Source organism: Methanolobus sp., from assembly GCF_016278365.1.
GTDB lineage: Archaea > Halobacteriota > Methanosarcinia > Methanosarcinales > Methanosarcinaceae > Methanolobus.
Genome location: NZ_JADQBZ010000006.1, coordinates 18,614 through 33,807 on the forward strand (window position 1 = coordinate 18,614; position 15,194 = coordinate 33,807).

Below are 15,194 nucleotides of genomic sequence, written 5' to 3' on the forward strand. Positions count from 1 at the left end.
GTAATTTCCATCCTGCATGTAAAATGAGCTTTGATATTAAAATACCTTGTGCGGTTTGCAAGCGAAATATATTTTATAATGGCAGGCAATGAACATGAGATATATTCACTAATATTGCTATAACGGAGAAAATACATGTCAAATCCTTCTGATAAAGCCGTGCTTGTCACATGCGGGCTCCCATACGCGAATGGAAAAGCCCATGTGGGGCACCTGCGAACATACATCCCTGCAGATATCTACGTGAGATCCCTTAAGAAAGGAGGGAGAGAAGCTGTCTTCGTATGTGGCTCCGATACCCATGGCACACCGATTGTCGTGAATGCCGAAGAGATGGGCATCAAGCCAAAAGAGCTGGTGCAGAAATACCATACGCATTTTGATGAGATCTTCAAAAAAATGGGTGTCATGTTCGATGCTTTTGGCACCACTGACGACCCCGAGAATCACACCCGGACACTGGATATTGTGAACAGGCTGATCGATAAGGGATATGTATATCCGAAGACCATTGAGATAGCCTACTGTCCCAAATGTGATCGTTTCCTGCCTGACAGGTATGTGCAGGGCATATGCCCCAACTGCGGCAAGGAGGCCCGCGGGGACGAATGCGATCAGGGATGCGGCAAGCACCTTGAACCGGGAGAGCTCAAGGAGCCTTTATGTATCACCTGCAAAGGTCCTGCAGAATACAGGAAGCAGGAGCACTTCTTTTTCAGGCTTTCAGATTTCAGGGATTTTCTGCTTGAACACCTGGATAAACTGGGAGGGACGCTAAATGCTAAGAACTACGCCATCGGCTGGGTAAAGCAGGAGTTAACCGACTGGTGCATCACCAGGAATCTCGAATGGGGTGTCAGGTTCCCCGGACACGATGACCTGGTAGTTTATGTGTGGGTTGATGCTCCGATTGGATACATGGCATTTACAGAGCAGTGGGCAAAGACAAGCAATGGGGACTGGGAGAAGTTCTGGAAAGGGGACTGTCCCATAGTTCATTTCATAGGCGGGGATATCATTTACCATCACTGCATCTTCTGGCCTGCTATGCTCAAAGGTGCTGACTACAGCCAGCCTTCTGCGGTTGTGGCATCAGGCATGGTCAAGATAGAGGACAGGAAGTTCTCAAAGAGCCGTGGATATGTGGTGTGGGTCGAGGAGGATTACCTTGATCATGGCTTCCATCCGGATCTTCTTAGATATTACCTTGCAAGCTACACGTCCCATACCAAAGAGGTCAACTTCTCATGGAAGATCTTCCAGGATAAGATAAACACCGAACTTGTGGGTGTTTTCGGCAATTTCCTTTACAGGAACCTTCTTTTTGCATACAAGAACTTCGGGGAGATCCCTGCGGGAGATATCGACCAGGAAACAATGGAGCAGATCAAGCTCACTATCGACGAGGTTTCCAGGGCAACGGATGAATACGAGTTCAAGAAGGCCGTGGACACTGCAATGGCACTGGCGTCATATGGTAATTCCTACTTCCAGTCCAACGAGCCCTGGAAGCTCATTAAAGAGGACCGTGATGCATGTGGAAAGGTCATCAGGAACTGCGTGCAGATAGCAAAAGCACTCATACTGCTCTTTGAACCAGTGCTCCCTAGCAGGATGGAAGAGGCCTGGACACAGATAGGCATGGAGACGGACGTGCACACTGCAACTTATGATGAGGCGACCGTCCCGGTGGAAGCCGGCACTGTGCTGAAGATGCCTCAGATCCTTTTCACCAAGGTCGAGGATGACCGGATAACAGAGATGGACAAAATTCTCTCACAGCGCGTAAAGGTGGCCATGGCAAAGGAGTCAGGCAAAACCGAAACCATTGCAGAGTATAAACCACCCATCGATTACGATGATTTTGCTAAACTGGATATCAGGGTAGGGAAGATCATCTCTGCGGAAAAGATAAAGAAATCCAACAAGCTCCTGCGTGTCATGATCGACATCGGTGACGAATCTCCAAGACAGGTCGTTGCGGGCCTTGCCGAGTATTACAAGCCCGAAGATATGATTGGAAAGATAGTTAATGTGCTTGTCAATCTCAAACCTGTGAAATTATGTGGTGTTGAATCCCAGGGAATGATCCTTGCAGCGGAACTAGGAGAAAATGTTGCTCTGCTGACAACGGATAAGGAAATGGGCCCAGGGTCCTGTATAAGATAGATATGCGTAAAGAAGTTATTGACGGGCATTCCCCGTCAATATTTTTATTTGATTCTAATTCTCAAGCATCATCTCAAGATATGATGTCCTGATGGATTCGCTCTCGTGAATACCTATCTTTTCTAAAAAGTCAAAAATGCGCTTACTGTGAAACTCCAGGTTCGAACTATGATCATCATCAGCCATCAGTTCTACCTCTACGAATTCTCCAAGTGTCTCTACTGTGTCAAGACAGATGATGAAATCCTGATACCTGTAGATCTCCCTGGCCTTGCGGACATGCCCTGATTGTGTGAACCCAAGAGAAAGAAGGATGCTACGGGCTGCATCACCTTCAACGGCAGTCTCGAATTCCCTGCGGGTCTTGGATAGGGTATCCAGTTTCTTACCTTTATAGGTAAGCACGGAAGTACCATTCACACAGCGTATCCTCAAAGCCTCGTCAGTTTCTGCAAAGTCCCTGTGAGGGGCATTGTAGTAGGTGTCGGATTGTTTCTCGACACCTATGGAACGTGCACCCATATTCTTAAGTGCGTCCTTTACCTGCCGGTGGCCGGCACGGACCTTGACCTCTATCTCTATCATGTTATGCGGGAACGAATTTTGTACCGTAATAGATCATACCGCGCTCACCGCTCTGTCCGAGTCTCCTGAACACCGGTCTGACCTTCAGGCCGATATGCATCTCTTTGGGGTCACCGACTATCTGGCTTGTGAGCCTTGGTCCCTCTTCCAGCTGGACGATGCCAAGTACGTAGGGAGTCTGTCCCTCGAAGCCTTCTGCTGCTGCGTGGATGACAGTATAGGTCACCAGTTCCCCGTTACCGTTGAACTTGAATTCACCTATCTCCCCTTCACGTCTGCAGGATGGGCAAACATTTCGCGGAGGATAGAAGTATTCCTCGCATGTCTTGCAGTACGTACCAACCAGATTGTACCTGGCTATCTGTTTTCTCCAAAATCTCGGTACTGACATCGTGATCACCTGTTCCTCGAAAAGATGTGTACGACAGCAGTTGCACCGGAGCCACCCACGTTGTGGGTCATTCCAATCTCTGCACCGTCCACCTGACGCTTTCCTGCCTCTCCACGGAGCTGCTGGGCTATTTCAACAGCTTGTTTGATGCCTGTTGCACCCACAGGGTGTCCGCAGGCCTTGAGACCTCCTGAAGTATTAACAGGTATCCTGGCCCCAATAGCGGTTTCGCCTTGCTGTGTCACTTTTCCGCCTTCGCCTTTCTTTGCAAAGCCAAGGTCTTCGATGGCGCATATTTCAGCAATGGTGAAACAGTCATGGACCTCTACAAGATCGATATCCTTTGGTCCCAGTCCTGCCATCTCATAAGCGCGCCTGCCTGCAACCACAGAGGCTTCCAATGTAGTGATGTCTCTGCGGTCATGGAGTGCAATGGTATCGCTTGCCTGTCCGGTTCCCTTTACATATATCGGGGTGTCAGTGTATTCATGTGCAATATCTGCAGGTGCCAGTATGACGGCTGATGCACCATCTGTAATGGGTGAGCAGTCAAAGATGCGCAGCGGGTCTGCCACCATTATCGAGTTTAGCACCGTCTCTACTGTGATCTTGTTCTTGTATTGTGCAATGGGGTTGAACTGGCCATTGAAGTGGTTCTTGACTGCAACCTCTGCAAGCTGTTCGCTTGTAGTGCCATACCTGTGCATGTGCATCCTTGCTATCATGGCGTACAGGCCCGGGAAAGTTGCTCCCATGATGCCTTCCCATTCCCTGTCAGCTGCTGCCGCCAGGGCAGATGATGCTTTGGATGCGGGTACGTCTGTCATTTTTTCCACGCCTGCGGCAATGACGATATCATCCATTCCCGATGCTACGGCACAGATGGCCTGCCTCAAAGCCAGTCCTCCGGAAGCACATGCAGCTTCCACACGTGTGGAAGGTACATGCAGATTCTTTGCCAGGCCGGAATAGTCAGCTATGAGTGCTCCGATGTGTTCCTGCTCGACGAACTGTCCACCGCTCATGTTCCCGACGAACATGGAGTCTATCTTCTCACCTGCAACGCCTGCATCCTCAACGGCACCGACACCAGCTTCCACAACAAGGTCCCTGAAAGAGCGGTCCCACTGTTCGCCAAAGAGTGTGTTCTTCACACCAATGATCGCTACTTCTCTCATCTTCACACCTCACGCTAATTTTATTTTCCCTTTATGCCTTGCATACTTTGCATAATCCGCATATATCGGATTTGCAAGAAGTTCTTCTACCTTGGGTGCATTGTTGCGGATCTCTTCTATCCTGTCAGTGACCGTTATACTGAACGCATCACCACCAGCACCGGAACCGAAGGCGGTTGCAAATATGCGATCTCCTGGTTTTGCCTGGTCCAGTGTTGCTGCTATTCCCATCATGCAGGAGCCTGAATAAGTGTTCCCGAGTCTTGGGACCACAAGGCCAGGCTTGATCTGTTCCTTGCTGAATCCAAGCATTGAGGCTGCACGTGAAGGGAACTTCCCGTTTGGCTGGTGGAACACAGCAAAATCATAGTCATCAGGTTTTGTGCCTATCTTTTCCATGAGTCCTTTTGCAGCATTGGTGACATGCTTGAAGTAACCGGGTTCGCCTGTGAAGCGTCCTCCATGTTCAGGATATGGCATGCCTTCACGCCTCCAGAAGTCAGGAGTGTCCGTTGTGAACGAGTAAGTATCTTCTATGATTGCTGCAAGTTCCGATTCCTTGTTGCCTATAACATAAGCCACACCGCCTGCGGCTGCAGTATATTCCAATGCATCTCCGGGTGCTCCCTGGGCGACATCCGCACCGATAGCCAGGCCAAGGTCTATCATGCCGGAGGACACAAGTCCCATACATGCCTGGATAGCAGCGGTACCTGCTTTACAGGCAAACTCAAAATCTGCAGCTGTCAGTACAGGTGTAGCGCCCACTGCCTCGGCAACTATTGTACTTGTTGGCTTCACAGCGTATGGGTGGCTCTCTGAGCCGGTATAAACTGCACCTATTCTCTGTGCATCGAGGCATGCTCTGTTTACAGCCGACCTTGCAGCTTCTACTGCCATGGTAGCTGTATCTTCATCCACATCGGGAAATGATTTTTCAAATACCATTAATCCTGCTTTTAGTATCTCCGCATCGTCTCCCCATACACGGGCGATGTCGTCTATTTTTATCCTATATCTAGGTATATAGGCACCGTATGAGACTATCCCTACGCTCATTTTTACACCATTTTAATTTTATTCCATAACATGGTACTCACTGTATTTCTTCAGTGCAGCTACCATTTCGTCAATATCCATTGTCGTTGCAAGAAGGGGAATCCTGTCTATCTCGGCCATTTTTTTTGCCATCATATGTACCTCGCTCCCGCGCAGGCCGTGCATGACCACGGCCCCGGGCTTAAGATTGGTGACCCTGATCGCTACCATCGGCGATTTACCGGTGGTCACTTTGGTAAATACCATTGCACGTTCAGTGCTCCATCCATAGAGTTTCTGGAATTCATGGGAGGAGAGTTCCAGGATGGCTTTTTTGCTGTCAACGACAGTAAATCCATACAATGGTTTCTCAATGCCTTTGTGTACTATATCGGCTTCTATTAGGCTTGCAAGCTTTGCCACCTGAATTGGAAAAGTGTACTCGTAAGTGGCATAGATAGCTTTTGATGTCTTCTCGGTAAAAAGCATCCCTTCATAAGCATGAATCTTTTGTCCTCCCCGCTGGGCTTCTATCTCAAGCAGAGCCTCGACTATCCTGCTAACTATAAGAGTGCCGGGGGATTTTCTCCTGCCGCTCTCATAATCGCTGATGACCGAAGGTGACACTCCCAGATAGCCAGACAGGTCTGTTTGGGCAATCTCGAAGTTTAACCGCCATTTTTTTAACGCCTCACCAGGTTTTTCGGACAAGGTGATCTCGCCTGCCATCTTCTCTGCCAGACGCTGGCGGACTATTCCGTGCGATTCTTCTTCCTTCATGCTTCACTTTCCTAAGGATAGATTCACATATATATTTAACGAATAGGCTTTCGTCAATTGACGAATACAAACTGTCTACACAGAATCAAATCATCTGATTATATATATCATGCTCTATATCCTCTATAAAAATATGTTTCTTAAAAAGCACAAAACCGGTGTAAATGTTTCGGAACTTGTCCTGTATCTCTCCTGTCCTAGGAAAGTATATTATGCCTCCCGTGAGAAAAACATCTCCTCCCAAGTCACTGTTTCTTACGCTGAGCACCTTATCCTCAAAGAAATGGGAATGTCCTATCCTGAACTGTTGAAAGCGTATTCGTCAAAAGACGAAGAGTTTTTCAAGGCTCTTCAATCGTTGCTATCCCAGGCATCGGGGGAAATTTTGCTGATATATGCTGCAGAACTGGAAGATGTGCCGGCACATATAATAGAGGAGGCTGCAAACAACGTTCTGGCAGACCTCCGGCAACTGGGGGATAACCTTCTTTCCATGGCGCGTGATGAAAACGGCTCAGGGATGATGCGGCAGTTATCCTCCTTCCAGCCGGGCTCATTATTTAAATCTGAAAGGCTCGATCTTAGCGGCATACCAAGCGGCACTGCAAGTGTCGATGGTATTCTTTCTCCTGTGATAATCAAGACCGGAAAGTGTCCTGAAAATGGCCTGTGGGCCAATGACAGGCTGCACCTTACATCTCTTGCTCTACTCCTGGAAGAGTCCAAAGCTTCTGTTATAAGATCTGGTATTGCAACCTATGCAAGACAAGGTCATATCCGGCGTATGAACATCCGCTCCGATGATAGAAGACAGGTGTTGAATGTGCTCTCAAAGGTTCGCAAGATAAAGGAAGGCTCCATGCCTGACAGAAAAGAAAGCGCACTGTGCGATAAATGCGCTTATTACAGTATGTGCAATGTGCAGTCCTCTCTTGCCTCCAAATTCTTTTGAGATGCAGGATATATCCAAAAAGTATTTAATTCTTAAATAATCAGGTTGCACGATGTCAAAACCTTTGTATCTTGGTGAACTGCTCCTTCACTGGTGCCCCTCATGTAATGTGCCTGTACTTGGAAAGAAATGCTCCTGCGGAAGTAATGCAGGGCAGGTGACCATCACACCTCCAGGGGATATCAGGCCCGCTTTTGGATATGAGATAGGCTTAATCAATTCCGTTTCTGTAAAGCAGTTCAATGCTCCTCTCTTTACAGAAGACCGTGTGGTCGTGCTGAACAAATCCCCTTACGATGACCGCATGGAAGAGATCATAGTCGACGGCGATGTCGTGGGGAATATCCGGTTCGAGCTGGAATCTCTCCGGTGGACCCTGCTTCTGAGGATTGCGGGTGCAAGACGCATATTCGACGGCAGGGACTATTCTAATCTAAAAAATTGGGTTGTCATAGACCGGGGTGCTGAAAAGTTCATCCTGGAAGGTGCCAGCGTGCTTGCTCCGGGAGTGTTCAATGCGGATCCCGGAATTATGGAAACTGATGAGGTCGTAGTACTGACCCGTGAGGGAAAGTTGCTTGCAACAGGCAGGGCCCGTATGTCCGGTGCCAGAATGCTTGAAAGAGGCAAGGGTGTCGCAGTAAAAGTGCGCACCAAGGAAATCCCGGCAGATGTATCAGTCCCGGCAGGCGGCCGGACCTGGGATGATGTAGTGACTGCCAATGAAAGATACATCGAGGACTTTGCGGAGCGCTCACGGAATTTCATACAGAATGTTGCATCCTCTATAGACCGCCAGGTAACCGTATCTTATTCCGGGGGTAAGGACAGCCTGGCTGTGCTGCATCTGGTGAGTGAGTGCATGGATGACTATGAGCTCATGTTCGCTGATACGGGTATTGAGTTTCCCGAAACTGTGCAGAATGCCATTGATGTGGCGAAATTATACGATAAGCCACTGAGGTCTATAAGTTCAGGAAATGCTTTCTGGGATTCCATTGTTAATTTCGGACCCCCCAGCGTGGAAGCCAGATGGTGCTGCAAGGTCTGCAAACTCGGCCCCATAACTCAGATAATAGATGACATTTATGATGACGGATGCCTGACCTTCCTGGGTCAGAGGAAGTATGAATCTGATACACGTGCAAAAAGTGAGAGCGTATGGAAGAATCCATGGGTTAGCAACCAGGTAGCTGCAGCTCCTATACAGAACTGGACGGCAATGCATGTCTGGCTGTACATATTCAAGAACCATTTGCCTTACAATCCTCTTTACGAGAAAGGCTTTGACAGGATAGGCTGCTGGCTATGCCCTTCCTGCTCGCTGGCTGACCTTTACCGGCTCAAGGAAACTCATCCGGAACTGGAAAAGAAACTGAATGATCATCTCCTGTCCTATGCAAAGCGCATGGGACTGTCGGAAGAATGGGTGGAATACGGGTTGTGGCGATGGAAGAAGCTGCCTCCTCAGCTGAAGGAACTGGCAGCTAAGAAAGGGATAAACCTGATACCCAGAAGCGATGCCCCAGGGAAGCTGACATTCACGGTCACATCAGGATACAGGCCATGTAAGCAGGGTGGCATCTCAGCTGAAGGCAGTTTTAACGCTGCTATTGATCTTGATAAGCTGGAAGAGACTTCCATGCTTGAGACTGTCGGTAAGGCGGCTTATATCGAAGGTGCAGTTTCCCTGCTGCAGGGTGAGGACCGGGCTCAGGTATTTGCCTCAGGGACAGTGACAGCCCGAAGTGATACTGATAAGAAGGCACGCTCATTAATGCGTAAAGTTGAGCTATCCGTACGTCGGGCACTGCAGTGCAGCGGTTGCGGTGTTTGTGTGGGTAAATGCCCCAGTGGAAGTATTCGGATCATCAAAGGGGCGGCTATTATAGCAGAAGGCTGCACTTGCTGTGGGAAATGCATCGAAGCATGCCCTGTGGTCAGGTTCAATTCCTGACAATTTCCTTCTTTCTTCCGGGACTGACCATAATATTTATACACGATAGTCACCAATCTCATACGGTGATTTTTTGCTAAAAAGGGCACTGCTCAGCGTTTCTGACAAGACCGGAATTGTGGATTTTGCTCGAGGTTTGGAAAAACTCGACGTACAGATCATTTCGACAGGCGGCACTGCACGCATGCTTCGTGATGCAGGTGTAAGTGTTACTGATGTTTCAGAGGTGACCGGTTTTCCTGAAATGATGGGAGGCAGGGTAAAGACTCTTCATCCGATGATACATGGCGGTATCCTGTGTGTGCGTGACGACCACGATCACATGAGTGAAGCCGAGAAAGTGAGTGTAGAACTCATTGACCTGGTTGCGGTGAATCTTTACCCATTTGAGGTAACTGTTTCAAAGGAAGGTGTCCTGCTCGATGAAGCTATTGAGAACATAGACATCGGAGGGCCTGCAATGCTGCGTTCGGCAGCCAAGAACTATCGTTCCGTAACTGTTGTATGCGATCCGGAAGATTATGGTCATGTTCTCAAGGAACTGCGCTCCAGTGGGATGGTTTCCCCGAAGACCCGTGAACATCTTGCAGTAAAAGCTTTCAGGCACACTGCGGATTATGATGCAACCATAGATACTTACCTTAGCAAGGAACTGCTTGGTGAGGAAGTCCTGCGCATGAGCTTTAACGGCGGCGTGACTCTAAGATATGGTGAGAACTGGCACCAGGATGCTAAATTCTATAAAGAAGTGGGATTATCCGGACCTTCTCTCGCAAACGTAAGGCAGCTACATGGCAAAGATCTGTCCTATAATAATTATATTGATGCTGACAATGCCCTGCAGACAGTGAAGGAACTGGGTCACAGCAAGCCTGCTGTTGCTATAGTCAAGCACAACAATCCTTGTGGACTTGCCACTGGTGATACTCTTCTCCAGGCTCTCCAGGCAGCGTGGGATGGCGACCCGATATCCGCTTTTGGGAGTATTATCTGTACCAATACCATATTTGACCTTAAAGCTGCTGAATTCCTCAACGGCAAATTTGTCGAGATCATCCTTGCGCCAGGCTTTGACCATGATGCCCTTGAACACCTGAAAAAGAAAAGTGCAAATCTTAGGCTGCTTGAACTTCCCCTGTTCAACGAGGCGTTTACTATTGATCACACCTATAAGTACATAGTTGGGGGCATGCTGAAGCAAGCACGTGACATCGGGATATATGAGAAGTGGGATTGCGTAACGCAAGCTCCTTTCCCGGAGAGCCTGCGATCCCTCTCGGAATTCAGTATGCATGCATGCAAATGTGTGAAATCCAACGCAGTCACTCTGGCTTATGAATATGCTGAAGGTTGTTACATGATGCTTTCCATGGGAGCCGGACAGCCCAACAGGGTTGACTCTATAAGGAAACTGGCAGCTACCAAAGCCAGGGAAAATCTTGCAGTGATATATGAACGCGATAAACCGGGGACTTCCTTTGAGGATTACTGCCGGAAGGTGCTTTCGAATTGTGTGATGGCTTCAGATGCCTTCTTCCCCTTTGACGACAGCATAGTGCATGCTGCTGAGAACGGCATCATGTATATCCTGTCACCTGGCGGATCTATCCGGGATAATGAAGTGATCGCAACTGCTGACAAGCTTGGCGTATCCCTGGTGTTCACCGGGATGAGGCACTTCCTGCATTGAATTGTGATTGATGGTGTGTTCACAGAGTCCTGGTAATCCGGGACTCAGCATACTTTCAATGATCCAATTCCGGGGATAATTTCTCTACTGGGTTGTATTCGAAAAAACAGGGTTGGCAAGTCTTATAACTTTCTTTATGCCGACAACATTTATAAATAATTAGGCATTGATGTTCAATGCAGGTTTTTATATTATCCTGCCTTAAATTAAATTTCCTTGAAAGTACGGCGTGATCGCATTGAAATCAAAAGGATTGCTTAGTATATTGACCTTTTCTGAAAAAAGGAAGGATATCCTATTCTTACTTGAAAACAGTCCCAGGACCCTCTCGGAAATAAGAGAATACTTCAATGTATCTTCCCCGGAGATCTCTCCCCGGATCAAGGAAATGGAGGCTTCCAACTTAATCAAGAGAATTGATAAGCATTACCACATAACTCCGATCGGAAGGGCAATAGCAAAACACTATAAACCTTTTCTGGATATGCTGGGAACTATAGAAAAAAACGGATCTTTCTGGTCAGAGCATCTTATAGATGATATTCCGCCGTTCCTGCTTGAAAGGCTGGCAGATCTGGATAGATGTGAGGTTGTTGCAGACCCGCTTGAAAATATATATGAATCCCATAAGGTGTTCCGGGAGAACCTTATAAAGTCAAGTACCTTAAAAGGAGTTTCAACGATATTTATTCCTACTTATCCTGATTTCTTTGTCAGCCTTGCTAAAAATAAGACTCCTGCAGAGCTGGTATTGACTGAGAAGGTATTCTCCAAGGTCATATCTGAACACAGGGACAAACTGCAAGTATTTCTGGATTCCCCTTACTCGAAACTTTATGTAATTGATGATGTGCGGCTTGCTTTTGTGGTAACGGACTATTTCTTCTCACTGTCCCTGTTCTATGCAAATGGCTCATATGATCCCCGCAACGATCTTGTAGGTTATGAAGCTTCATCACTTAAATGGGGAAATGATCTTTTTGAACATTACAAAGGCATGTCCCGCCAGGTCATTTCCATTTAGTGCTTCATTTCACATAATCAGGTTGCCAATCGTTCTGATTCCCACTATCGAACCTGACTCCCCGTCCACTACAAAGAGGCGCTTTGCTCTCCTTTTACTGGTCTCTATATCCACCGGGTTAGCGAAGTTTAGGATGCTCACTATGCCTGCAAACAAGCTGTAGGTCAGGATGACAGGTTCAAAGCCTATTGTTCCCTTAAGCAGAAAGAACAGCAACATCAGATGCGATGCAGTGTGTATACAGAAAATAAGTGCTTTGGCCTTGTTTTCACCAAGGCTTACAGGGAGTGTTTTGATGCCTGCCAGAGAATCTCCTTTTATGTCTTTGAAGTCATAGATCGTAGAATTGACAAAGAGTTTCATCCCAAAGAAAAGAAATACTATAAGAGTTGCTATGGAGCTTTGTGCGCTATGGCCTGCAATCCCTGCAATGAAGGCTCCCCAGGTAAGTCCTACTACCGTGTTCTTTATTCCCATGCCGCCTTTGAGCTTGATTTTTAAGCTGCCAATATTAAGGCCTTTTGTATACAGGTAGCCGGTCACAAGAGGAAGGAATGCAATCGACAGTAAGCCACCAGTCGCAAGGATGGATGCACCGATAACAAAGCATAGCAGACAAATAAAAAGCGTGAATTTTTTAGAGGCTCCTCTTAATTCAGCTCTGTTAACTGCATCTTCTTCGGAGTCCATTGCCCGATCCAGGGTGTAAACAGAATATATTATCAATCCTCCTGCAATACAGTGTAAAACAATATATTGTGCCTGTATTAAGAGGAAGGCAATATATATCCGCAGCGCACCTGATATTGAAACAAGTATCGAGCTCTTTAACAGGTTGAAAGTTGCTATTAAATCTGTACCTAGCAGGTCAGTGTTTTGTTCATAATTCCTTATTGTGAAAACTGGTAGTTCTAATGTGCTATTTGAACTCATAGCACTACATTTTCAAAAAGTGCTCAATATTATTTTCCCACTATAAGCTTATATCACAAAACTAAAGTTTGCTTGCCTTTAAAACTTTGAATACCCAACAGTCTTCAATTTACAAGACAGGAGGGTGGTTTATCTTCTATTAAAAAATGATTGGCCTTCACAGAATAATAAATATTAATTGTTATATATAAAGTCTCTGTAAAAATCATGTTTTTTTACATGTATGCTGTGTTATACCCTGAGTCTATATTATATCATTGTACTAATTTTAGTTCAAGGCTAATATATATACTTCGAAAAACAAATATCGAATGGCATAATGTTATCATGCCCCTCTTAGTTTATGAACACGTAAAACATGATTGTCATGGTTAAGAATTATATTAAAAACGACTCTGGTCGTATATCGTCCGGGGAATATCCTTGTGAGGAAGAAACGGAGCATGCCTCACCTTTGCTTGATACTTTCCTGAACCTGGACCGCAATCCAACTTATTTTAATGAAGCTAGCGATTCATGTTACTGGTTTAATTCCAAAGGACTGAATTTGTATCTTTCCGGGAAAAATGATATGCTTGGTACCCTCTCTTCAGACTTTATCGAAATGATGGATCTTATATTTGAATCGATCTATTTCAATGAAAAAGTCAATACCTCTTGGTTCTCAGAAAAACTTCTGTCCAGGCTCAGGGAAGTTTTAGAGATTGAAAATGATTGCAGTGGGGGTATAACTATTTTCCTCGGCTGGAAATCAGTTGCTCTTATAATCCTCGCTGCTGGAAGGAACTCGGAAATGGGTGAAATTGAGGTTACGATAGGAACTTCTGATTACAGGATCCTCTGCTGATGCTTCAATTATGGCTTTTTATGTTATCCATTGCTGTAGAACTATCTTTTGCTCCATTCTTCCGCACGTAGGCTGATGTACCCGGAGAGTCCAAAAAAAAAGGGTGCCAAGGGAATGGTTTTAAAAGAATCGTTCCACACTGCCATCGAACTTGCCAGTGTGAGGCAACCGCAGCCAATAAGCACTATTCCTGTGGCTCTTGTGCTGATCTCCAGTTCCAGCTGACCTCTGCTGAGCTCGTAACATACAAGGATAATGCAGAACAGGGAGGCCAGGAACCATGCAAGGGTCCTTACAGACGGTAATAGTCCTCCATAAGAGAGCATGGATAACTGCCTGATCACATCTACGAACAGAGTACCATATTGATTGTCAAAATTGGCATACAGGACTGATAACTTGATGCCCCATCCAGCTGAGTAAGCGCTGGTGTAGAAATATAGTTCCCATGGAACTGCAAGGCAAATTAGTGGCAATAACTTTCTTAGTAACGGCAGTTCGTGTGGGCTGATTTTTATCTGCGGCATGAAATATAATAATTGCTTTTATTATATATTGTTCTCGCCATCAAAAGAGCACCTATATATAGTACAAGATATTCTATATATTCGTCAAAATCAAGGTTATTATGAGGGATTATAATAGAAACGAGAAAAGTTCAGCAAACGGGTGGTTCCACATATATTATTTCCCTTCCAAAGCCCTGGGCAGATAAAGTAGGAATCAAAACGGGTAGCAGGGTTAGTCTGTATCCCCAACCTGATGGGAAACTGGTGATCGACCCGGTCCATGATGCCCCTCCTGTAAAAAAATGCCAGATAGATGTTACCGGAAGAATGGGTGATATCCTCAAACGGGACATCATAGCTGCTTATCTTGTTGGATCTGATATCATCGAGATTAAAGCTGACCGCATCCTTTCGGACCAGAAGAGCATTATCCGGGAGATGTGCTACAAGCTTATAGGTCCGGAGATTATAGAGGAAACAGCAAAGAAAGTAGTAATTCAGGATCTGCTCAATCCCGATGAGATATCCATTAAGAAAAGCGTACGAAGGATGTTCCTTATATCGAATTCCATGCACATGGATGCTATAAGGGCTATCAAAACCCTTGATACTGATCTTGCACTAGATGTTGATCACAGGGATGATGATGTAGACCGTCTGTTCCTTCTGACTGCAAAACAATACCGTGCAGTACTACGAGGGGCCAAGCTCCCGGATGTTTCGGAAGCGTCCATAGACGAGTACCACGATCTCAGGATGGCGGCAGGCCCTATAGAGCGCATCGCTGACCATGCGCGCAAGATTGCCAGAGTGACATTTTCTTTAAAACATCCTATACCTGATGATATAATGGATATGATCGAAAAGACGAGCGACCTATCACGAAAAATAGTGGAAGATGCTATTGATTCATTATATGGTTTCGATGTAGACCTCGCCAACCAGGTCATTGAAAGGGTTGCAAAGATGGCACCGCTGCTGACCCGGCTCAATGAAGCAAGCCTTAAAATCGAGTCACATGAAACTATAGTTGCTCTGGGCATAGTGGTGGACAGTATTGACAGGACTGCCGATTACGGTGCAAATGTGGCGGAAATTGCTATCAATTCTTCAATGGCAAGACTAAAGTGATTGCCAGCAA

The 15,194-nt window shown here is 46.3% G+C and carries 14 protein-coding genes; 7 read left to right on the plus strand and 7 right to left on the minus strand.

Going from position 1 to position 15,194, the window contains the following annotated elements; translation table 11 throughout:
- Positions 1-135 precede the first annotated feature (135 nt).
- Complete coding sequence (gene metG / locus QZZ22_RS06680) at positions 136-2,169, plus strand: methionine--tRNA ligase (protein ID WP_292463632.1); 2,034 nt, start codon at positions 136-138, stop codon at positions 2,167-2,169.
- A gap of 54 nt (positions 2,170-2,223) precedes the next feature.
- Here the strand turns inward: metG and cyaB are convergent, their stop codons facing one another.
- Genes cyaB through QZZ22_RS06705 form a run of 5 tightly spaced genes read right to left on the minus strand, consistent with a single transcriptional unit; the run spans position 2,224 to position 6,141 of the window.
- On the minus strand, positions 2,224-2,754 hold the full coding sequence (gene cyaB / locus QZZ22_RS06685; protein WP_292463633.1) for a class IV adenylate cyclase: 531 nt from the start codon (positions 2,752-2,754) through the stop codon (positions 2,224-2,226).
- A 1-nt stretch (position 2,755) separates the two neighbouring features.
- Positions 2,756-3,145 carry a Zn-ribbon domain-containing OB-fold protein gene (locus QZZ22_RS06690; RefSeq protein WP_292463634.1) on the minus strand — a complete coding sequence of 130 codons (390 nt, stop codon included), beginning with the start codon at positions 3,143-3,145 and terminating at the stop codon, positions 2,756-2,758.
- A gap of 5 nt (positions 3,146-3,150) precedes the next feature.
- Positions 3,151-4,323, minus strand: a complete 1,173-nt coding sequence (locus QZZ22_RS06695) for a thiolase domain-containing protein (protein ID WP_292463635.1) — start codon at positions 4,321-4,323, stop codon at positions 3,151-3,153.
- Between the two features lie 9 nt (positions 4,324-4,332).
- On the minus strand, positions 4,333-5,382 hold the full coding sequence (locus QZZ22_RS06700) for a hydroxymethylglutaryl-CoA synthase (RefSeq protein ID WP_292463636.1): 1,050 nt from the start codon (positions 5,380-5,382) through the stop codon (positions 4,333-4,335).
- A gap of 18 nt (positions 5,383-5,400) precedes the next feature.
- Complete coding sequence (locus QZZ22_RS06705) at positions 5,401-6,141, minus strand: helix-turn-helix domain-containing protein (protein WP_015053559.1); 741 nt, start codon at positions 6,139-6,141, stop codon at positions 5,401-5,403.
- A 133-nt stretch (positions 6,142-6,274) separates the two neighbouring features.
- Here QZZ22_RS06705 and QZZ22_RS06710 point away from each other — a divergent pair, with 133 nt between their 5' ends.
- From QZZ22_RS06710 to QZZ22_RS06725, 4 genes are all read left to right on the plus strand, one after another.
- Positions 6,275-7,093 carry a Dna2/Cas4 domain-containing protein gene (locus QZZ22_RS06710; RefSeq protein WP_292463637.1) on the plus strand — a complete coding sequence of 273 codons (819 nt, stop codon included), beginning with the start codon at positions 6,275-6,277 and terminating at the stop codon, positions 7,091-7,093.
- 52 nt (positions 7,094-7,145) lie between these two features.
- Positions 7,146-9,050, plus strand: a complete 1,905-nt coding sequence (locus QZZ22_RS06715) for a phosphoadenosine phosphosulfate reductase family protein (RefSeq protein WP_292463638.1) — start codon at positions 7,146-7,148, stop codon at positions 9,048-9,050.
- Positions 9,051-9,123: 73 nt separating this feature from the next.
- Complete coding sequence (gene purH / locus QZZ22_RS06720; protein ID WP_292463639.1) at positions 9,124-10,740, plus strand: bifunctional phosphoribosylaminoimidazolecarboxamide formyltransferase/IMP cyclohydrolase; 1,617 nt, start codon at positions 9,124-9,126, stop codon at positions 10,738-10,740.
- Between the two features lie 229 nt (positions 10,741-10,969).
- Positions 10,970-11,764, plus strand: coding sequence for a winged helix-turn-helix domain-containing protein (locus QZZ22_RS06725; protein WP_292463640.1), 795 nt, complete (start codon positions 10,970-10,972; stop codon positions 11,762-11,764).
- A gap of 9 nt (positions 11,765-11,773) precedes the next feature.
- On the opposite strand, the gene QZZ22_RS06730 is transcribed toward QZZ22_RS06725, so the two are convergent.
- Positions 11,774-12,697 carry a UbiA family prenyltransferase gene (locus QZZ22_RS06730; protein ID WP_292463641.1) on the minus strand — a complete coding sequence of 308 codons (924 nt, stop codon included), beginning with the start codon at positions 12,695-12,697 and terminating at the stop codon, positions 11,774-11,776.
- Between the two features lie 358 nt (positions 12,698-13,055).
- Between QZZ22_RS06730 and QZZ22_RS06735 the strand changes: the two genes are divergently transcribed.
- A complete protein-coding gene (locus QZZ22_RS06735; protein ID WP_292463643.1) occupies positions 13,056-13,544 on the plus strand; it encodes a hypothetical protein in 489 nt (162 codons plus the stop codon).
- Positions 13,545-13,585: 41 nt separating this feature from the next.
- Here QZZ22_RS06735 and QZZ22_RS06740 read toward each other — a convergent pair whose 3' ends face one another.
- Entirely contained in the window at positions 13,586-14,071 is a 486-nt protein-coding gene (locus tag QZZ22_RS06740) for a hypothetical protein (protein ID WP_292463644.1), read from the minus strand.
- Positions 14,072-14,185: 114 nt separating this feature from the next.
- Here QZZ22_RS06740 and QZZ22_RS06745 point away from each other — a divergent pair, with 114 nt between their 5' ends.
- A complete protein-coding gene (locus tag QZZ22_RS06745) occupies positions 14,186-15,184 on the plus strand; it encodes a phosphate uptake regulator PhoU (protein ID WP_292463795.1) in 999 nt (332 codons plus the stop codon).
- Positions 15,185-15,194: the final 10 nt, after the last annotated feature.